Genomic DNA, 17,129 nt, shown 5'->3' with positions numbered 1-17,129 from the left:
GTGGTCGCCAGCGCGGCGGAAGACGTGATCTCGGTCTCGGCCGTCCTCCTGGCCTCGCCCCCTGCTCGCGACTCTCGCCCTCAGGGCCTCGCGGCTCGTGCCGCCGCGGCGGGTCCGCGCTGTGCGGCGCCTGGTCCGCCGCGCGAGCGCGGGCGAGCGGACCGCGCCGACGGCCTTCGCGCTCGCACCGACCGCGACCAGCGCCGCCGGCGGGCGCGGACCCGACCGGCGTCGGGTGTCCTCACTAGGAGAAAACCCGAATGCCTCCTCACGCGCCGTCCATCGTACCCGGCGCGGGGGCACGGGCGATTAAGCGCGGACCCGCTGCGACCGATGACCCACAGCGCGTCCCCTAACGCTCAGTGGAGTCTCTCCTCTTCGTCGCCCTCGCCCCGCTGGCCGCCCTCCTCATGCTGGTGGTCGGCCTCATCGCGTGGCGGAGGCGGGACGCGCCGGGCGGGTGGGCGCTGGTCGCCTTCTCCGTCGCCGAGGCGGGCTGGCTGACCTGCGACGCCCTCAGCGTCCTCGCGGCCTCTCCAGACACGACGGTCCGGCTGGCCCAGGCCACGTTCGTGTGGTCGCCGCTCCTCGGCGTGGCGTGGCTCGCGTTCGTCCTCGGCTACACCGACCGGCTGACCCGGGCCGCGCGCGTGGCGGTCGGGGCGCTCGGCGCGTGGTGCCTCGCGTACGGCGGCCTCGCCCTGACGAACGACGCGCACCGGCTCGTCTGGTCGGCGTGGGAGGTCGTGCCCGACGGCCCGCTCCTGGGCGTCACGTACACGCTCGGCCCGCTGGCGTGGGTGCAGACCGGGCTCATGTGGACCGCGGTGACCGTCTCGCTCGGCGTCCTCCTGTGGGTCTACGCTAGGGCCGACGCACGTTCGCGCGACCTCTCACGGTGGATCGTCATCGGGGCCCTCGTCCCGCTGGGGGTCAACGTGTTGTACCTGCTCGGGATCGGCCCGGTGACCAAGGACTTCACGCCCATCGTGATGTCGGTCTCGTCCGGCGCGTTCGCCCTCGGGCTCATCCGGTACCAGTTCCTCGACCTCCAGCCCATCGCCCGCGCCGCCCTCGTCGACGACCTCCGCGAGGGGATGCTCGTGCTCGATGCCCAGGGCCGCGTGGCCGACCTCAACCCGGCTCTGCTTCGCGCGCTCGGCGACGGCGCCGCCGAGCTCGGCCGTCCGCTCGAGGAGACGGCGCCCGACCTCGCCCGAGCCATCGACGCCTCCCTCACGGAGCCGGTCCACCTCGGCGCCCGGCACTACGACCTCCGCGTCTCCCCGCTGACCGACCGCTCCGGGCGCACCACCGGCCGCCTCGTCCTGCTCCACGACGTGACGCGCCAGCGGGAGGAGCGCGCGGCCCTCCACCGCGCCAACGCCGACCTCTACGACGCGAACGTCGAGCTCCAGGCCCGCAACGACGAGCTGGACGCGTTCGCCCACACGGTCGCCCACGACCTCAAGAACTCCGTCCAGGGCGTGATCGGATGGGCCGAAGTCCTCCGCGACGAGGGGCCGGAGCTCACGACCGGCGAGCACCACGAGCTCGCCGACAGCGTCGTCCGCGCGGCGCAGAAGATGGGGACGGTCGTTCACGAGCTGCTCCTGCTCGCCGGCGTCCGCCGGGCGGCCGTCAACCTGCAGCCGATGGCGATGGGCGCCATCGTGGACGAGGCGCTCGCCCGCCTCCGCCAAGCCGGGACCGAGGTCGTCGAGCCGGCCGCGCGCCCCGAGCGGTGGCCCGTCGCGGTGGGCCACGCGCCGTGGGTCGAGGAGGTCTGGGTCAACTACCTCTCGAACGCCGCCAAGTACGGCGGGCCGACGGTCACGCTCGGCGCCGACGTCCCGGCGTCCGGCCACGCCCGGTTCTGGGTCCACGACGACGGCCCGGGGCTCTCGCCAGAGGCGCAGGCCGGCCTGTTCGCCGCCTTCTCCCGCGTCGGCACGACGGAGGTCGAGGGGCACGGCCTCGGCCTGTCGATCGTGCGGCGGATCGCCGAGCGGCTCGGCGGCACGTGCGGCGTGGAGAGCCGGCCCGGCGAGGGCACGCGGTTCTGGTTCGCCCTGCCCCACGCGAAGGCGCCCGTCGGGTCCGACGCCTTCGCGATGGCCTGAGGCCGCCCGCCTCGGCGCCGAGGCGGGGCTACTCGGCGTCCTCCGCGTAGCGCTGGACCCGCTTTTCGAGGCTCTCCTCCGCGTCCCGCTGGCGGAGCTGCTCCAGCCGCCCCTGCAACCGGGCCTCGTACCCCTGGTCGGACGGCTCGTAGAAGTACGTCCCCTGCATCCCGCCCGGGAGGTACTGCTCCGGGACGTAGTGGTCGCGGTAGGCGTGGGGGTACTTGTAGCCCTCCCCGTGGCCGAGGCCCTTCTTGTCGCGGGACGCGTCCTTGAGCGGGTTCGGCACGTTGAGCGTCTGCTCCTTCGCCACGTGCTCGAGTGCGCTGAAGAAGGCGAAGTTCGAGTTGCTCTTGGGCGCCGTGGCGAGGTAGACGCAGAGCTGGCCGAGCATGAAGCGCCCCTCCGGCATCCCGACAAACTCGAACGCCTGCATGCAGGCGACCGCCTCACGGACGGCGTTCGGATCCGCCAGCCCCACGTCCTCGCAGGCGAAGATCAGCATCCGCCGGAGGACGAAGCGGGGGTCCTCGCCGGCGTAGATCATCCGGGCCATCCAGTAGAGCGCCGCGTCGGGGTCGGAGCCGCGCATCGACTTGATGAAGGCCGAGACCGTGTCGTAGTGGGCGTCGCCGTCCTTGTCGTAGAGGACGGCCCGCTGCTGGATCGAGTCCTCCGCGACCTCCAGCGTCACGCGGATCTGGCCGGCCTCGTCCGCCTCGGTCGTCTCGACGGCCAGCTCGAGCGCGTTGAGGAGCGAGCGGGCGTCGCCGTTGGCCGTGCTCACGAGGTGGCTGAGCGCGTCCTCGTCCACCGTGACGGAGAGGTCGCCGTAGCCGCGCTCGGCGTCGGCGAGCGCCTGGACGACGACAGCGCGGAGGTCGGCCTCGGTGAGTGTGTGGAGCTCAAAGACCCGGCTCCGCGAGACGAGCGCCTTGTTGACCTCGAAGTACGGGTTCTCGGTCGTCGCGCCGACGAACGTGACCGTCCCGTTCTCGACGTGCGGCAGCAGCGCGTCCTGCTGGCTCTTGTTGAACCGGTGGACCTCGTCCACGAACAGGATGGTGCCCTGGCCGTGGAGCCGGAGCCGCTCCTGCGCCGCCGCGATCTGCTCGCGGATGTCCCTGACGCCGGCCAGCACGGCGTTGAGGCTGGCGAAGTGCTTCCGCGTCGTGTTGGCGATGATCCGGGCGAGCGTCGTCTTGCCGGTCCCGGGCGGGCCGAACAGGATGAGGCTCGTCACGCGGTCGGCCTCGACGGCGCGGCGGAGGAGCTTGCCCGGCGCGAGGACGTGGGGCTGCCCGACGTACTCGTCGAGCGTGCGCGGCCGCATCCGGTCGGCGAGCGGGGCGGACCGCTGGCGGCGGCGTTCGGCGGCGGCGGCGAAGAGGTCGTCGGGCATGACGGGAAGCTACCGGCGCGCGGTGCCGGCCCCGGGCCCCTCCGCCTCGACGCCGAGGCGGACGGGGTCAGCGCGCGCCCCGCGCCCGCATCAGCGCGTGGACGGCCGCGCCGACCTCGGCCATCCGCGGCCGCGCCTCGGCCTCGAGGACCGGCGTGAGGAGGGCGATCGCGTAGTGGACCTCGCCGTCGCGGACGACGCCGACGTCGTGCGTCCAAAAGCTCCACCAGCCGGTCTTGTGGGCGTAGACGGCCTCCCGTGGCAGGCCCGCCGCCAGCTTCGTCTTGTCGAGCTGGTTCGTCAGCAACGCCACGAGGCGGCGGCTCACCCAGGGGTGGACGAGCCGGTCCGTCGCGGCCAGCGCGAGAAACTCGGCCGCGTGCCGGCCCGACGTCATCGTGCTCGGGACGTCGGCGTAGCCCTCGTCCTCGACGCTCCGGGGCAGGAACTTCCGGGTGACCTCGCTGCCCTCCCACCCGTAGCGGTGCATCAGCGAGTCGACGGCCGGGCGCGTGGCGAGGTCGATCAGCTCGTTGGCCGCGCTGTTGTCGCTCCGCGTGACCATCAGGTCGAGGAGGTACCCGACCGTCACGGTGTCGCCGGCGGCGAGGAGCGGGCGCGGGTCCGAGAGCACCTCGCGCGCCGTGTCGACAGCGTTGTGGGGCGTCACCACGCGCGGGTCGTCGAGGTCGTAGCGGCCCTCCAGCACTTGCCGCAGCACCTCGGCGGCGACGTACATCTTGTAGACGCTGGCCGGGTAGAGGAACGCGTCGGGCGCGACGCCGCCCCAGACCGGCTCCGGCCCCGCGAGGTCGACGACGACGAGCGACGTGACCTGCGTCCCGTCCTCGCCCACGTCGAACGACCCACCGAGGCCGGCGGCCTCGGTGAGGCCGACGAGGGCGTCGCTGAGACCGGGGTCCTCGCGGAGGTCGAGGGGCTGGGCCGAGGCGGTGGAGGCGAGGATCACGGCGGCGGCGAGGAGGCGCACGGGCGGGCGGGGTGGGAGGCCGAAGGGTACCACCTCGTCCCCGGCCCGCTCTCGACCCTCCGCTACCTTTCCGGCGCCCCACCCCGCGCCAGATGCTCCCGGTCCGACGCCTCGCCCTCTTCGTCCTCGCCCTCGCCCTCATGCCCGCCGCCGACGCCCAGGCCGACTGGGTCCGCCAGCACTACACGAAGATGGAGCGGATGGTGCCGATGCGCGACGGCGTCCGCCTGTTCACCTCGATCTACGTCCCGAAGGCACCCGGCACGTACCCGATCCTGTTCCAGCGGACGCCCTATGGCGTCGGGCCGTACGGCGACGACGAGGTCCGGAGCTCGCTCGGTCCGTCGGAGAGTCTGATGCGCGACGGGTACGTGTTCGTGTACCAGGACGTCCGCGGCAAGATGATGTCGGAGGGCGACTTCGTGGCCGTCCGCCCGCACATCCCGGCCAAGACGGCCGGGCAGATCGACGAGAGCACGGACACCTACGACACGGTCGAGTGGCTCCTCGAACATGTCCCGACCAACGGCCGCGTCGGCGTCTGGGGGATCTCGGCGCCCGGGTTCTACGCGACGCACGCACTGATCGACGCGCACCCGGCCGTCGTGGCCGTCTCGCCGCAGGCGCCCGTGACCGACTGGTACCTCGGCGACGACCGCCGCCACAACGGGGCGTTCCAGCTCCAGGCCACGTTCAGCTTCGTCTCGTCGTACGGCGCCCCTCGCCCGGAGCCGACCACCGAGCGGGCCCCCAGCTTCCGTGACTACGGCACGCCCGACGGCTACGACTGGTACCTCGACCTCGGCCCGCTCTCCACCGTCAACGACCGGTTCTTCGACGGACAGAACGACCTCTGGCAGGAGATCCTCACGCACGACACGTACGACGCCTACTGGCAAGCGCGGACGCCACTCCCCCACCTCCGCGACGTACGACCCGCGGTGCTCGTCACGGGCGGCTGGTTCGACGCGCAGGACCTCTACGGCCCGCTCAAGACGTTCGACGCCGTCGAGCAGAACCGCCGACAGGCCGGCGCAGCCAACGACACGCCGACGTACCTCGCCATGGGCCCATGGTGGCACGGCGGCTGGGCCCGCAGCGACGGCGACCGCTACGGCGACCTGTGGTTCGGCCAGCGGACGTCCGTGTGGTACCGCGAGAACGTCGAGGCCCCGTTCTTCGAGGCGTACCTGAAGGGGGACGGCGAGCCGGATCTTCCGGAGGCGTCCATCTTCGTAACCGGCGCGAACCGGTGGCGCTTTTTCGACGCGTGGCCGCCGCGCGAGGCCCGCGCGGCGAGCCTCTACCTCCAGCCCGGTGGCGGGCTCGGCTTCGACGCACCGACGCAGCAGGGGCTCTTCGCGGAGTACGTCTCGGACCCGTTCAAGCCCGTGCCGCACACGCCGAAGATCGTCGTCACCCGCGACGACCGGTACGTGGTGCAGGACCAGCGCTTCGCCTCGACCCGGCCCGACGTGCTCGTGTTCGAGTCGCCCGTGCTGGAGGAGGACGTGACGCTCGCCGGCGACCTCTTCGCCACGCTCTTCGTCTCGACGACCGGCACCGACGCCGACTTCGTCGTCAAGCTCATCGACGTCTACCCGGGCGACGCCGAGTGCCGGCTCCCCGACGGCGACTGCGAGGTCCCGATGGGCGGCTTCCAACAACTCGTCCGCGGCGAGGTCATGCGCGGCAAGTTTCGGAACAGCTTCTCGGACCCGGAGCCCTTCGAGCCGGGCGAGGTGACCGAAGTCACGTTCGACATGGAGGACGTGGCCCACACCTTCCAGCGCGGCCACCGGATGATGGTCCAGGTCCAGAGCACGTGGTTCCCGATGGTCGACAGGAACCCGCAGCGGTTCATGCCCATCGCTGAGGCGACGGAGGACGACTTTCAGGTCGCCACGCACCGCGTGTTCGTGTCGCCGGAGCACCCGTCGCACCTCTCGGTCCGCGTGCTCGACTGACTCCAGCGTTGCCCGCCTCGACGCCGAGGCGGGCGGACCTAGGGCCGGGCGGCCGTCGCCTTCTCTCGAGGCGCGCCGAGGAACGCCAGCAGCTCGGCATTGACGACCGCCGGCGCCTCGTGCTGGACCCAATGCGACACGCCGGGCACCATCCGCAGGCGAACGTCGGCGCAGAGGGCGGCGGACCGCTCGGCGAGGCGGGCGTCGAGCGCGGCGTCGGCGTCGCCCCACAAAATGAGCGTCGGCGGGCGGACCGTCGGGTCGAGGCCCCGGTCGCCGAGGCCGTAGCGAGCGGCGGCGCGGTACCACGCGAGCATCCCGCGCGCGGCGCCGGGCCGAGACCACGCCTCGCGGTAGCGGGCGAGGTCGGCGTCCGAGAAGGTGCCCGGGGCGCTCGTCACCCGGAGCGCCCGCGCTCCGAGCCGACGGAGCGCGATCTCGGGAAGCGCGGGGATCTGAAAAAAGGCCATGTACCAGCTCCTCAGCCACTGGACCGACGGCCGCCTGAGGAACTGCCGGAAGGCGACCGGATGCGGCACGTTGAGGATCGCCAACCGATCGACGCGCTCCGGATCTCGCAACGCCAGCCACCACGCCACGACGGCGCCCCAGTCGTGACCGACCACCCGAGCCCGATCGGCGCCGGCCGCGTCGAGGAGCGCGAGCCCGTCGTCGGCCAGCCGGTCGAGCGTGTACGCGGCCGTCTCGGGCGGCGCGTCGGAGCGGTTGTAGCCGCGCTGGTCGGGCGCCCAGACGCGGTAGCCGGCCGCCGCCAGCGCCGGGAGCTGGTGCCGCCAGCCGAACCAGAACTCCGGGAAGCCGTGGAGCAGGAGCACCAGCGGCCCGTCCGCCGGGCCCGCCTCGACGACGTGGAGCCGGACGCCCGTGCCCTCGGCGAACCGGGAGCGGAGGGGGACGCCGAGGTCGGGGAGATCAGACATGCGAGGGGCGGCCGACACAGAACCGTGACCGAACGCCCACAGCGTCGGCGGCGGTCCGTGATGCGCCCGAGGCGGACGGGGCCGGTTCTTGGCGTCATCACCAGCCCGCCTCTCCCATGCGACTCCTCCTCCTCCTCCCCTTCCTCGCCGCCCTCCCCGCCAGCGCCCAGGCCGTCCGCCCCGCCGCCCGCGCCGTCGTCGCCGACTGCCGCGAGGACGTGCGCGACCGCGCCGAGGACCGGCGCGACCGACGCGAGGACGTCCGGGACCGCCGGGAAGATGTCCGGGACGCCCGCCGCTACACCGGCCCGCTCGACCGCGTCGAGGACGTCTGGGACCGCCGCGAGGACCGCCGGGATCGGCGCGAAGACGTCCGCGACCGGCGCGAGGACCGGCGCGACCGGCGGCGTGGCCCCGTCGGCTGCTCGTAGGGCGGTCCGCCCGTAACCGGCGACGAGGGAGGCCGTAGCCGCGCGGTCTTCCTCTCTCGCCATGTCCCCTCTCGACCGGCTCCACGCCCGCCTCGTCCGCTCCCGGCTCCTCCAGCGGTTCACCGCCTTCACCCGCGTCCTCCTCGCCGTCGGGTTCATTCCGCCCGGGCTGAAGAAGCTGAGCGGCGAGCCCTTCACCGCGCTCCCGCCGAGCCACCCCGTCGGCTACTTCTTCGACGCGTTCTTCCAGGCCGGCGAGTTCTACTGGGCCGTTGGGCTGGCGCAGGTCGCTGCGGCGCTCCTGCTGCTCTGGCCGAGGACGGCCACGCTCGGCGCCGTGATCTACTTCCCGATCATCCTCAACATCGCGATCATCACGAACGCGATCGGCTTCGAGGGGACCGGCGCGCTCACGATCCTGATGGCACTCGCGTGCCTCTGGCTGCTCGTCTGGGACTACGACCGGCTCAGGGCGATCCTGCCCACGCGTCGAGCCGCCCGCGGTGGGTACGGCGCCCGCGAGTACGCGCTCCAGGCCGGGCTCTGGGCCGGGGCCGGCGTGGCCGCGGCCGGCGTCGCGACGACCATCCACCTCGCCAACCTCACGCGGTTCGCCCCGACGGCCGTCGCGCTGGCCCTCGCGGGCGCCGCGTTCGGGCTCGTCGTCGCCTGGCACCTCCGCCAGTTCGAGGCTCCGACGGGATAGGAAAGGCGATCAGGCCACCTCCGCCGGCACGCCGAAGTCGACGGCCGAGGCCGGCGGGGTCTCGGCGTGGAGCACGCGTCGGGCGTGGACGAGCGCGGCCTCGTGGGCCGCGGCCGTTTCGGCCGCGCCGGCGTCCTGCGGCACGACGAGGTCGAAGTCGCGCATCGACGCCTCCATCGCCGTCGCCAGTACGCAGATGTCGGTCGCGAACCCGGCCAGCACGAGCCGCCGCGCGCCGAGCTCGGCGAGGAGCGACTCGAGCGGGGTCTGGAAGAACCCCGAGTGCTTCGGCTTGAGCACGTGGTAGTCGCCGTCGACGGGCCGGAGCCGCTGGGCGATCTCGCGACCCGGGACGTCGTCGGTGGCGCACCGCTCGACGAGGTCGTCGAAGGACTCCTTCCAGTTGCCGAAGTGGTCGTTGACGTAGACCACCGGCACGCCCGCCTCGCGGGCCCGCCGGGCGAGGTCCGCGATGGCGTCGACGGCCGGGCCGGCGTGGGCGAGGAGGTCCTCGGCGCCGTCAAACGTAAACGGGTTGATGACGTCGATCAGAACGAGGGCGGTGTCGGGCGAGGGCATCGGAGCGCGGGCGGGGTCCGAGATTCGCCCCGACCGCCCCTCCGGTTCCAGCGCTCCCGGGCCTCAGGCGACAGAAGACGCGGCGAGCCGGGTTGTCACCGGGCGACGAGGTCCCGCGTGTCGGGGTGCTCCTCGACGTAGTGCTTCACGAACGGGCACTGCGGCACCATCCGGAGGTCGTTCTCGCGGACGTGGTCGAGGGCCGCCTCGACGAGCGCCTCTCCGACGTTCTGGCCCCGCGACGCCTCCGGAACGAACGTGTGGACGAAGATCAACACATCCTCGGCCCGCTGATACTCGAGCTCGGCGGTGCCGCCGTCGACGGAGGCGGCGAAGCGGTTCTGGCGGGGTTCGTGTCGGACGTCGGGCATGGGTCGTCGGGGGGTGGGCGCGGCCAACGCCGGAGGCGCGCTAGATGTCCCCGGCGTCGGGCCGGAGGAGGACTTCCTCGATGACGGTCCGACCCGACAGGCTCGCCACCTCGACGGCCACGCGGGCGACGTCCTCGGGCGGGATGAACCGGTCGTCGGGCAGGTCCGTGCCGTCCCACGAGGCGGTCCGCGTCGCACCGGGGAGGAGCGTCGTGACCGAGACGCCGGTGCCCTTGATCTCCTCGCGGAGCGACCGCGCCAAGCCCAGGAGCGCGTGCTTGGCGGCGCCGTAGGCCGTGCCGCCCGGGTAGCCCCGCACCGACGCGACGGACCCCATCATCAGGATCCGGCCCGACCCACGGTCGAGCATCCCGCCCACCAGCGCCCGCGTCACGAGGAACGCGCTGACGACGTTGACCTCGAGCTGGCGGCGAAACGCCTCCGGCGACGTCTCCAGCAGCCCGCCCGGCTCGAACAGCCCGGCGTTGTTGACGACCACGTCCGGCACGCCGGCCCACGCGACGACGGCCTCGGCCATCTCCCCGACCGCGTCGGCGTCGGTCACGTCGCAGACGAACGGCTCGGCGTCGCCTTCCCACTGGCGGCATCGTTCGGCGACGGCGTCGAGCGCCTCGGCGGAGCGGGCGACGAGGGCGACGCGGTGGCCGGCGGCGGCGAACGCCTCGGCCGTGGCCGCGCCGATGCCGCGGGAGGCGCCGGTGACGAGAACGGTCATGGTGGAGGAGTGGAAACGGTGGAGGGAGACGCCCGCCGATGGCCCCGTCCGCCTCGGCGCCGAGGCGGGCGCACTCGTCCCAACCCGCTCCGCCCGCTCCCCGATCCCCGGGCCCGACGCCCTACTCCATCGGAATCGGCAGCGTGAGCGTCCGCTCGCCGATGCTCGCCACGAGCACGACGCGCTCGAGCCCGCCGACGGCCTCGGGGTAGTAGAACACGACGGTCCCGCGGCGGGCCGTGCCCGGCTCGGCCCGCGGCCCGGACGGGCTCTGGCTCTCGCCCACCGCGACGGTGTAGCGCCGGCCGCGGTCGTCGACGAGGTAGGACTGGCGGGCGAAGCTCTCCCACGGCGCCCAGTTGCCCGTGTAGTCGATGGACCGGACGGTCACGCTGAGCTGGACGCGCGTCCGCGTGCCGGGGTACGAGATCGCCACGTTCGTCACGCCGACCTCGAAGGTGTCGCCGCCGCTCTCGCCCGTCCGCCGGACCTCCGTCGCGAACACGCGCGACCCCGACGGGGGCTCGCCCGTCGACGGCTCCTCTTCCAGGGGTTCCAGACGCTCTACGAGGGCCGTCAGCCCGTACTCGCCGCCCACGGGCGCCTCGGGGACCTCGTCGGGATCCTCGCCGCCGGACGTGACCTCGATGTAGTACTCGCCTTCGTCGAGCTCCGCCTCGTACTCGACGGCCTCGGCCCCGGCCTCGTTCATGGCCTCCGTGACGTCCGTGCGGGACTGTCGTTGGACGCGCCACACGCGGAAGGCGGGTGCGAACGCCTCCGACTCCAGGCGGATCGTGGTCCGCTGACCCTTCGGAACGCGGACGCGGTACGTGTCGAGGTACCGGCCGTCGCGGAGCCAGCTCTCGTCGCCGAGCACGCTCCGCTGGCCGGCCTCGCCGACGGCGAGGTCCCGGATGGGCACGCTGATGGCTTCAAGGGCGAACGGACCGCTCGCGCCCGCGCCCTCCGAGCTCACGAGCAGCCGGTACGGCGCCTCCCACCCCGGCAGGTACCGCGCGACGACGCCGTAGAGGCTGTCGCCCCGCGCGATCTGCTCCAGGGACCACGAGTCGTCGCGGACGCGGCCGTTGGGCCCGAGGAGCTCGATCCGCGGCCGGAACGCGGACGACACGACGCGGACGAGGATCGGGAGGTCGGTGTCGGTCGAGACGCCGTAGATCCGCTCGAACCGGCCGGCCCGCCGCGGGCCGCCGCCGAGCGTGTCGAGCCGGGCCTCGCCGTCGACGTAGACCGAGTCGGCGGCGTGCTGGGGGAGGACGGCCAGCTCGTAGGCGCCGGTCGCGCGGGCACGCCGCGACGTCACGACGATCTCGAACCGGCCGGGCCCCTGGAGCCCGTCGATCTCGGCGCGCGAGTCGGTCTGGAGGAGGCTCGAGGCGGCCACGGTCGTGCCGTCGGGGAGGCGGACCGCCACGTCGGGCGCGAACGCGTCGGAGGTCACGAGGACCGAGAAGCCGACGCTGTCGGCCTGGTGGACGTAGTAGTCGGCGTAGCGGTCGTCGGTCCGCTCGGCGTCGCCGGGGCCGAGCGAGCCCGCGACCGGGTCCGCGCCGACCTCCGTGGGGGACTGGCGAAGCATGGCGGCCCACATGGCGCGGTCGCGCGCGGCCTGCTCCTGGCGCTCTTCCTCCGTCGGCCCCTCCGTCGCCTCGATCACGCGCGGCACGATGAGCCAGCCCACCACGAGCACGGCCAGCGCGACGGCGCCCCAGCGGACGAGCGGCGGCGTCGAGTGCCACGTCTCGGCGAGGTGGGCCCGGAGCGACGGCTCCTCCTCGAACGCGCCCGCTTCCGCCTCGTGCTCGTTCGCCTCAGCGACCGTCTCGCGCGCGTCGACGTCGTCCGCCGACGCGTCGGGTCCGTCCGCCTCGGGGCCGGCCTCGGGCGTACGGGGGGCGTCCGCGTCGGGCGCGGGCTCCGGCGTCGCGTCGGGCGCGTCCGCGTTCGGAGCGGGATCGGCGGGGGTGTCGGGAGAGGGCACGGGGGGACGTCGGCCCGATCGGTGGGCGGGCAAGATAGGGACCGGCGCCCCCGAGAACGGCCGTCCCGCCGGAGCCGTGCCCACGGATTCCGCCCGTGGCCCACGCCTCCGCCGCCCGGGCCTCCGTACCCTGCACGCCCCTCCCCTGCCCCTCCCCATGCCCTTCCCCGACCGCTTCCTCTGGGGCGCCGCCACGTCCGCCTTCCAGATCGAGGGCTCGCCCCTCGCCGACGGCGCCGGCCCCAGCATCTGGCAACGCTTCGCGCGGACGCCCGGCCTCACCGTCGGCGGCGAGACCGGCGACGTCGCCTGCGACCACTACCGCCGGATGCCGGAGGACGTGGCGCTCATGGAGGCGCTCGGGCTCCAGGCCTACCGCTTCAGCGTGAACTGGGGCCGCGTGTTGCCGGAGGGCACCGGCGCCGTCAACGGCCCCGGCCTCGACTTCTACGACCGCCTTGTCGACGCGCTCGCCGAGGCGGGCATCGAGCCCATGCTCACGCTCTACCACTGGGACCTCCCGGCGGCGCTCGACCGCCGCGGCGGCTGGCTCAATCGCGACGTGGCCGACTGGCTGGCCGACTACGCCCGCGTCGTCTACGACCGCCTCGGCGACCGCGTCCGGCACTGGATCACACTCAACGAGCCGTGGGTGGTGATGGACGGCGGGTACGTCCGCGGCGGGCTCGCACCGGGGCACCGGGTCCACGAAGAGGGCGCGTGGGCCGCGCACCACCTCCTGCTGTCGCACGCCCGCGCGACGGCCGCGCTCCGCGCCGAGGGCGCCGAGTCGGTCGGCCTCGCGGTCAACCTCGAGCCGAAGGTGGCCGCGACGGACCGGCCCGAGGACGTCGCGGCGACGGCCCGCGCCGACGCCTACATGAACCGGATCTTTCTGGACCCGGTCGTTCACGGGCGCTACCCCGAGGCGCTGCCCGAGGTCTTCGGCGCGTCGTGGCCCGACCTCCCGCTCGACGACCTGGACGAGATCCAGACCGACACGGACTTTTTCGGCATCAACTACTACACGCGCGCCGTGTGCGTGGACGACCCCAGCGACCCGCCCGAGCGCGCGCGGCGCGTCCGCCAGCTGCGGCACCTGTACACCGACATGGGCTGGGAGGTCTACGCCCCCGCCTTCCGCGACCTCCTCGTCTGGGTGAAGGACGAGTACGGCGACCCGGCGATGTACGTCACGGAGAACGGCGCGGCGTTCCCCGACCCGCCGCAGACGATCGGCGGCGAGGTGCCCGACCCGATGCGGATCGCGTACCTCCACGACCACCTCCTCGCCGTCCGCGACGCGATCGAGGCCGGAGCCGACGTCCGCGGCTACTTCGCGTGGTCGCTGTTCGACAACGTCGAGTGGAGCCAGGGCACGACGAAGCGGTTCGGCCTCGTCCACGTCGACTTCGAGACGCTGGAGCGGACGCCCAAGCACAGCGCCGCCTTCTACCGCGAGGTCATCGACTCGAACGGCGGCGCGCTCGACGACGCCCCGCGCATCCCCACTACCGAGGCCGTCACGGCCACGGCCACGCAGACCGCCGCCTCGCTCCAGGAGGCCGCCGAGTCCGACGACGGATGACGTACGCCCCCATCGACCACCCCCGCCTCGGGCGGCTCGAGTACGACGACTACCGCCACTGGTACGCCGGTCGCCTCGGGGTCGCCGAGCCCCCGGCCACGCTCTACGTCTCCTGCGACGACGACGGCCCGAACCTCGACGCCGCCGACCGGGTCGTCGCGGCCCTCGACCGGCTCCGCGAGGAGGCCGAGGCCCGCGCCGTCGCCGACCTCCTCGACGACAAGAATGGCAACTGGCTCGGCGACGACGACGCAGACGAGACGGCCGAGAGCTTCCGCGCCAAGATGCGGCTCCAGTCGGTCGTGATCGAGCCCGACGGCGGCGCCTCGTTCTCGTTCGACGACGGCGACCTGTTCTGGGGCCACACCATCATGGTCTACCGGGCGCCCGACGGCACCTGGGACGAGGCCGACATCGCGGGCTAGGCCGTGCGCTGGCCCGCCCGCCTGCTCTGGATCGACTGCACCGCGGCCGGCCTCGCGGGCGCGGCGATGCTGGCGCTCTCGGGCTGGCTGAGCGCGCTGTACGCGCTGCCCCAGTCGTTCATCGTCGGCCTCGCCGTCGTCAACCTCCTCTACGGCGCATTCTCGTTCTCGCTCGCCCGGCGCCACCGGCGGCCGGCGGGGCTCGTCGTCCTGCTGGCGCTCGCCAACCTCGCGTGGGGCGTCGCGTGTTGGGGATTCGCCGTCGCCCTGGCCGGCGTGGCGTCGCCGTTCGGGCTGGCACACCTCGTCGGCGAGGGGCTGTTCGTGGGCGGGATGGGCGCCCTCGAGTGGCGCTGGCGCGAGCAGCTCCGCACGGCCTGACCCTGCCCGCCTCGGCACCGAGGCGGAGGGGGCCGACGCCTAGAACTCCAGCGTGTAGCTCAGAAGCGGGAGCGGGTACCCCTCGCGGATCTCCTCGACGCGGTCCAGCCGGAGGTTGTAGTCGTGCGCCGTGTCCCGGGCGGCGAGCGCGTTCTTGAGCTGGAGCGCGACGACCTGCGACACCCGCCGCCCGTTGAACCGGTACGTCGCCGTGAGGTCGACGAGCCAGATCGCCGGCATCCGCTCCGAGAACGCCCGCGCCTCGTCGTACACGACCTCCTCGCGCACGGCCGACGCGGCCTCGTCGACCGGGCTCCGGCGCTCGCCGCCGAGCGCCGCCAGCCGGAGGTTCAGACCCAGCAGGTCGTCCCCGATCTGGACTTCCCTCCCGACGAGCGCGTTGACGGCGTAGCCCTGGTCGTAGCGGGTCGGCCGCCAGACGCCGTCGCCGCCTCGGTAGCGCGAGCGGAACAGCGAGGCCGTCAGGAGGCCGTAGGTGCCGGCGCGGAGGGGGCGCTCCAGCGTCACCTCGACGCCCACGTTCGAGCCCGCGCCGTCGTTCGTCAGCGGCTCGGCGAACGTCCAGTCCTGGCGGAGGTTGAGGAGCGAGGTGCTGGTGCCGGGCACGACCGGCACGTCGAACAGGCGCTGGGCGTAGGCCTCGACCTGGACGCGCGCTGCCCCGCCGAGCGCCCGCCGGTAACCGGCCACGACGTGGTGCGCACGGGCGAACCCGAGGTCGCGGTTGGGCTGGCTGCCGTCGGGCGTCTCCGCGAGGGTGAACCGGAGGTCTTCGGCCTGGCTGTGGAGACCGTAGCCGAGGCTCAGCGCCTGCCCCCGCGCGACCTCCCACGAGAGGCCCGCCCGCGGTTCGATGGCTGTCGCCCCCGTCAGCGCGAGGTGCTGGGCGTGGACCCCGAGCGTGACGTCGAGCCCGGGCGCGGGCGTCACGCGCGACTGCGTGAACGCCTCGACGAGCAGGCTCCGACCTTCCCCCACCGTGACCGGCACGAGCGGCGGCCGGTGACGGATCGCCGTCCGGACGTCGAGGTCGTAGAACAGGGCCTGTGCCGTGAGGCCCGTTCGGTTGAGGTGGCGCGCGCTCGTCTTGTGCGTGAGGACGGAGCCGACGATGGCCCGCGCGTCGACCGCCTCGATCCGGAGCTCGGGCTGGAGCGCGAGGTCGTCGTCGAGCCGCTGCTGGCGGTAGGCGGTGCGGCGGCCCGTGGCGGCCACGCTCGTCCGGAGGGTCGTCCGGGGGCCGAGGACGAGGTGGTGCGAGGCCCCGACCGCGCCGACCCCGAGGTCGAGGCCGACGCGCGAGCGGTCCCAGAGCTCGTACTCCCAGGCCGTCGAGTCACGTGTCTCGACGTCGTCCTGGGCGTCGAGCCCGCCCAGTCCCCACACCTCGAACCGGCCGGCGCGGCGCGTCGGGACCGCCAGCTTGAAGGCGAGGTCCTGGTACGTGATGCCGCCCTCCGTCGGGAGGAGCGGGAGGAGCAGGCCGAGCGTCGAGTAGCGGTAGTTGGCGAGGTAGGTGGCCGCGCCGCCCGTTCGGATCGGCCCCTCGGAGGCGACCTCGACGCCAATCACGCCGACCTGGGCCGTGTGCTCGCGCGTGGCCGGGTTGCCCGTCCGGAACCGCATGTCGAACACGCCCGCGAGGGCGTCGCCGTAGGCCGCGGGGAAGGCGCCCGTGAACACGTCGGAGTCGGCGAGGAGCCGGCCGCTGAAGAGCGTGAGCCCGCCGCCGCCGGCGACGCTCAGCCCGGCGAAGTGGCTCGGCGTCGGGATCGGGACGCCCTCGAGCCGCCAGCCGACGCCCTTCGGCGCGTTCCCGCGGATCGCGATGGCGTTGTCCTGGACGCCGCTGCCGGACGTGGCGACCCCGGCGAACGCGGTCGCGAGGCGGGCCGGGTCGTCGGCGGCGCCGGCGTAGCGGCGGGCCTCCTCGACCGAGAACGACCGGGCGCTGACGGCCGACATCTCGTCGGTCGGCCGGCCGTCGCGGGCCGCGGCGGTCACGACCACCTCGCCGGCCTCGACGACCGCCTCGGCGAGCGCGACCTCGAGGACGGTCTCCTGGCCTGCCCGAACGAGGACGTTCGGAATCGCCCTCGGCTCGTAGCCGAGCGAGCGGACGTGGAGCGTCTGCCGCCCGAGCGGGACGGCGCGCAGTACGAACCGGCCGTCGGCGTCGGTCGAGGCGCCGAGGAGCGGGTCGGAGTCGGCCACCACGACGGTCGCGCCGATCAGGGGGACGCGGGTGTCGCGGTCGACGACGAGGCCGCGGACGGTCTGCGTCTGAGCGAGGGCTGCAGAGGCCAGGAGGAGGAGGCCGAGAACGGCGAAGGGGCGGAGCACAGGCAGGGGGACGAGGTGGGTCCCGAGGCTCGCCTGCCGAGGCCCACCCGTTCGACCACGCCCGTCCGCCGGGACCCATCTACGCGTCCAGACCCGCGGGGCTGGACCCGCACAGCCGG

General features: G+C 73.7%; 15 protein-coding genes. 7 read left to right on the top strand and 8 right to left on the bottom strand.

Features of this window, described 5'->3' with window-relative positions:
• Nucleotides 1-362 precede the first annotated feature (362 nt).
• Nucleotides 363-2,123, top strand: a complete 1,761-nt coding sequence (locus BSZ37_RS08305) for a sensor histidine kinase (RefSeq protein WP_095510106.1) — start codon at nt 363-365, stop codon at nt 2,121-2,123.
• Between the two features lie 28 nt (nt 2,124-2,151).
• Here BSZ37_RS08305 and BSZ37_RS08300 read toward each other — a convergent pair whose 3' ends face one another.
• Both BSZ37_RS08300 and BSZ37_RS08295 read right to left on the bottom strand, forming a co-directional pair.
• The gene (locus BSZ37_RS08300) at nt 2,152-3,525 is read right to left on the bottom strand and encodes an AAA family ATPase (RefSeq protein WP_095510105.1); all 1,374 of its coding nucleotides are present in this window, start codon (nt 3,523-3,525) and stop codon (nt 2,152-2,154) included.
• Between the two features lie 67 nt (nt 3,526-3,592).
• A complete protein-coding gene (locus tag BSZ37_RS08295) occupies nt 3,593-4,516 on the bottom strand; it encodes a serine hydrolase (protein ID WP_095510104.1) in 924 nt (307 codons plus the stop codon).
• A gap of 92 nt (nt 4,517-4,608) precedes the next feature.
• Here BSZ37_RS08295 and BSZ37_RS08290 point away from each other — a divergent pair, with 92 nt between their 5' ends.
• Entirely contained in the window at nt 4,609-6,483 is a 1,875-nt protein-coding gene (locus BSZ37_RS08290) for a CocE/NonD family hydrolase (protein WP_095510103.1), read from the top strand.
• 38 nt (nt 6,484-6,521) lie between these two features.
• On the opposite strand, the gene BSZ37_RS08285 is transcribed toward BSZ37_RS08290, so the two are convergent.
• Nucleotides 6,522-7,424 carry an alpha/beta fold hydrolase gene (locus tag BSZ37_RS08285; RefSeq protein WP_095510102.1) on the bottom strand — a complete coding sequence of 301 codons (903 nt, stop codon included), beginning with the start codon at nt 7,422-7,424 and terminating at the stop codon, nt 6,522-6,524.
• Nucleotides 7,425-7,540: 116 nt separating this feature from the next.
• Between BSZ37_RS08285 and BSZ37_RS08280 the strand changes: the two genes are divergently transcribed.
• A complete protein-coding gene (locus BSZ37_RS08280) occupies nt 7,541-7,855 on the top strand; it encodes a hypothetical protein (RefSeq protein WP_095510101.1) in 315 nt (104 codons plus the stop codon).
• A gap of 61 nt (nt 7,856-7,916) precedes the next feature.
• Complete coding sequence (locus BSZ37_RS08275; RefSeq protein WP_095510100.1) at nt 7,917-8,561, top strand: hypothetical protein; 645 nt, start codon at nt 7,917-7,919, stop codon at nt 8,559-8,561.
• Nucleotides 8,562-8,570: 9 nt separating this feature from the next.
• On the opposite strand, the gene BSZ37_RS08270 is transcribed toward BSZ37_RS08275, so the two are convergent.
• The 4 genes from BSZ37_RS08270 to BSZ37_RS08255 form a co-directional block, all read right to left on the bottom strand.
• Complete coding sequence (locus tag BSZ37_RS08270) at nt 8,571-9,140, bottom strand: cysteine hydrolase family protein (protein ID WP_095510099.1); 570 nt, start codon at nt 9,138-9,140, stop codon at nt 8,571-8,573.
• A 95-nt stretch (nt 9,141-9,235) separates the two neighbouring features.
• Complete coding sequence (locus BSZ37_RS08265; RefSeq protein ID WP_095510098.1) at nt 9,236-9,511, bottom strand: GNAT family N-acetyltransferase; 276 nt, start codon at nt 9,509-9,511, stop codon at nt 9,236-9,238.
• 40 nt (nt 9,512-9,551) lie between these two features.
• Nucleotides 9,552-10,247 carry an SDR family NAD(P)-dependent oxidoreductase gene (locus BSZ37_RS08260; RefSeq protein ID WP_095510097.1) on the bottom strand — a complete coding sequence of 232 codons (696 nt, stop codon included), beginning with the start codon at nt 10,245-10,247 and terminating at the stop codon, nt 9,552-9,554.
• Nucleotides 10,248-10,368: 121 nt separating this feature from the next.
• Nucleotides 10,369-12,252, bottom strand: a complete 1,884-nt coding sequence (locus BSZ37_RS08255; protein ID WP_095510096.1) for a hypothetical protein — start codon at nt 12,250-12,252, stop codon at nt 10,369-10,371.
• A gap of 157 nt (nt 12,253-12,409) precedes the next feature.
• On the opposite strand from BSZ37_RS08255, the gene BSZ37_RS08250 reads away from it, so the two are divergent.
• From BSZ37_RS08250 to BSZ37_RS08240, 3 genes are read left to right on the top strand one after another with little or no spacing between them, the layout of a single operon-like run.
• Nucleotides 12,410-13,840 carry a GH1 family beta-glucosidase gene (locus BSZ37_RS08250; protein WP_095510095.1) on the top strand — a complete coding sequence of 477 codons (1,431 nt, stop codon included), beginning with the start codon at nt 12,410-12,412 and terminating at the stop codon, nt 13,838-13,840.
• Nucleotides 13,837-14,265 (top strand): DUF2262 domain-containing protein, encoded by a 429-nt coding sequence (locus tag BSZ37_RS08245; protein ID WP_095510094.1) that lies wholly within the window; start codon nt 13,837-13,839, stop codon nt 14,263-14,265. The genes BSZ37_RS08250 and BSZ37_RS08245 overlap by 4 nt, the downstream gene beginning before the upstream one ends.
• Before the next feature lie 3 nt (nt 14,266-14,268).
• Nucleotides 14,269-14,646 carry a hypothetical protein gene (locus tag BSZ37_RS08240; protein ID WP_095510093.1) on the top strand — a complete coding sequence of 126 codons (378 nt, stop codon included), beginning with the start codon at nt 14,269-14,271 and terminating at the stop codon, nt 14,644-14,646.
• Nucleotides 14,647-14,685: 39 nt separating this feature from the next.
• On the opposite strand, the gene BSZ37_RS08235 is transcribed toward BSZ37_RS08240, so the two are convergent.
• Nucleotides 14,686-17,010 (bottom strand): carboxypeptidase-like regulatory domain-containing protein, encoded by a 2,325-nt coding sequence (locus BSZ37_RS08235; protein WP_095510092.1) that lies wholly within the window; start codon nt 17,008-17,010, stop codon nt 14,686-14,688.
• Nucleotides 17,011-17,129: the final 119 nt, after the last annotated feature.

The organism is Rubrivirga marina (genome assembly GCF_002283365.1).
Classification (GTDB): domain Bacteria; phylum Bacteroidota; class Rhodothermia; order Rhodothermales; family Rubricoccaceae; genus Rubrivirga; species Rubrivirga marina.
Note: the sequence above shows the minus strand (reverse complement) of the source record. Positions and strands in the feature narration are given on the sequence as shown.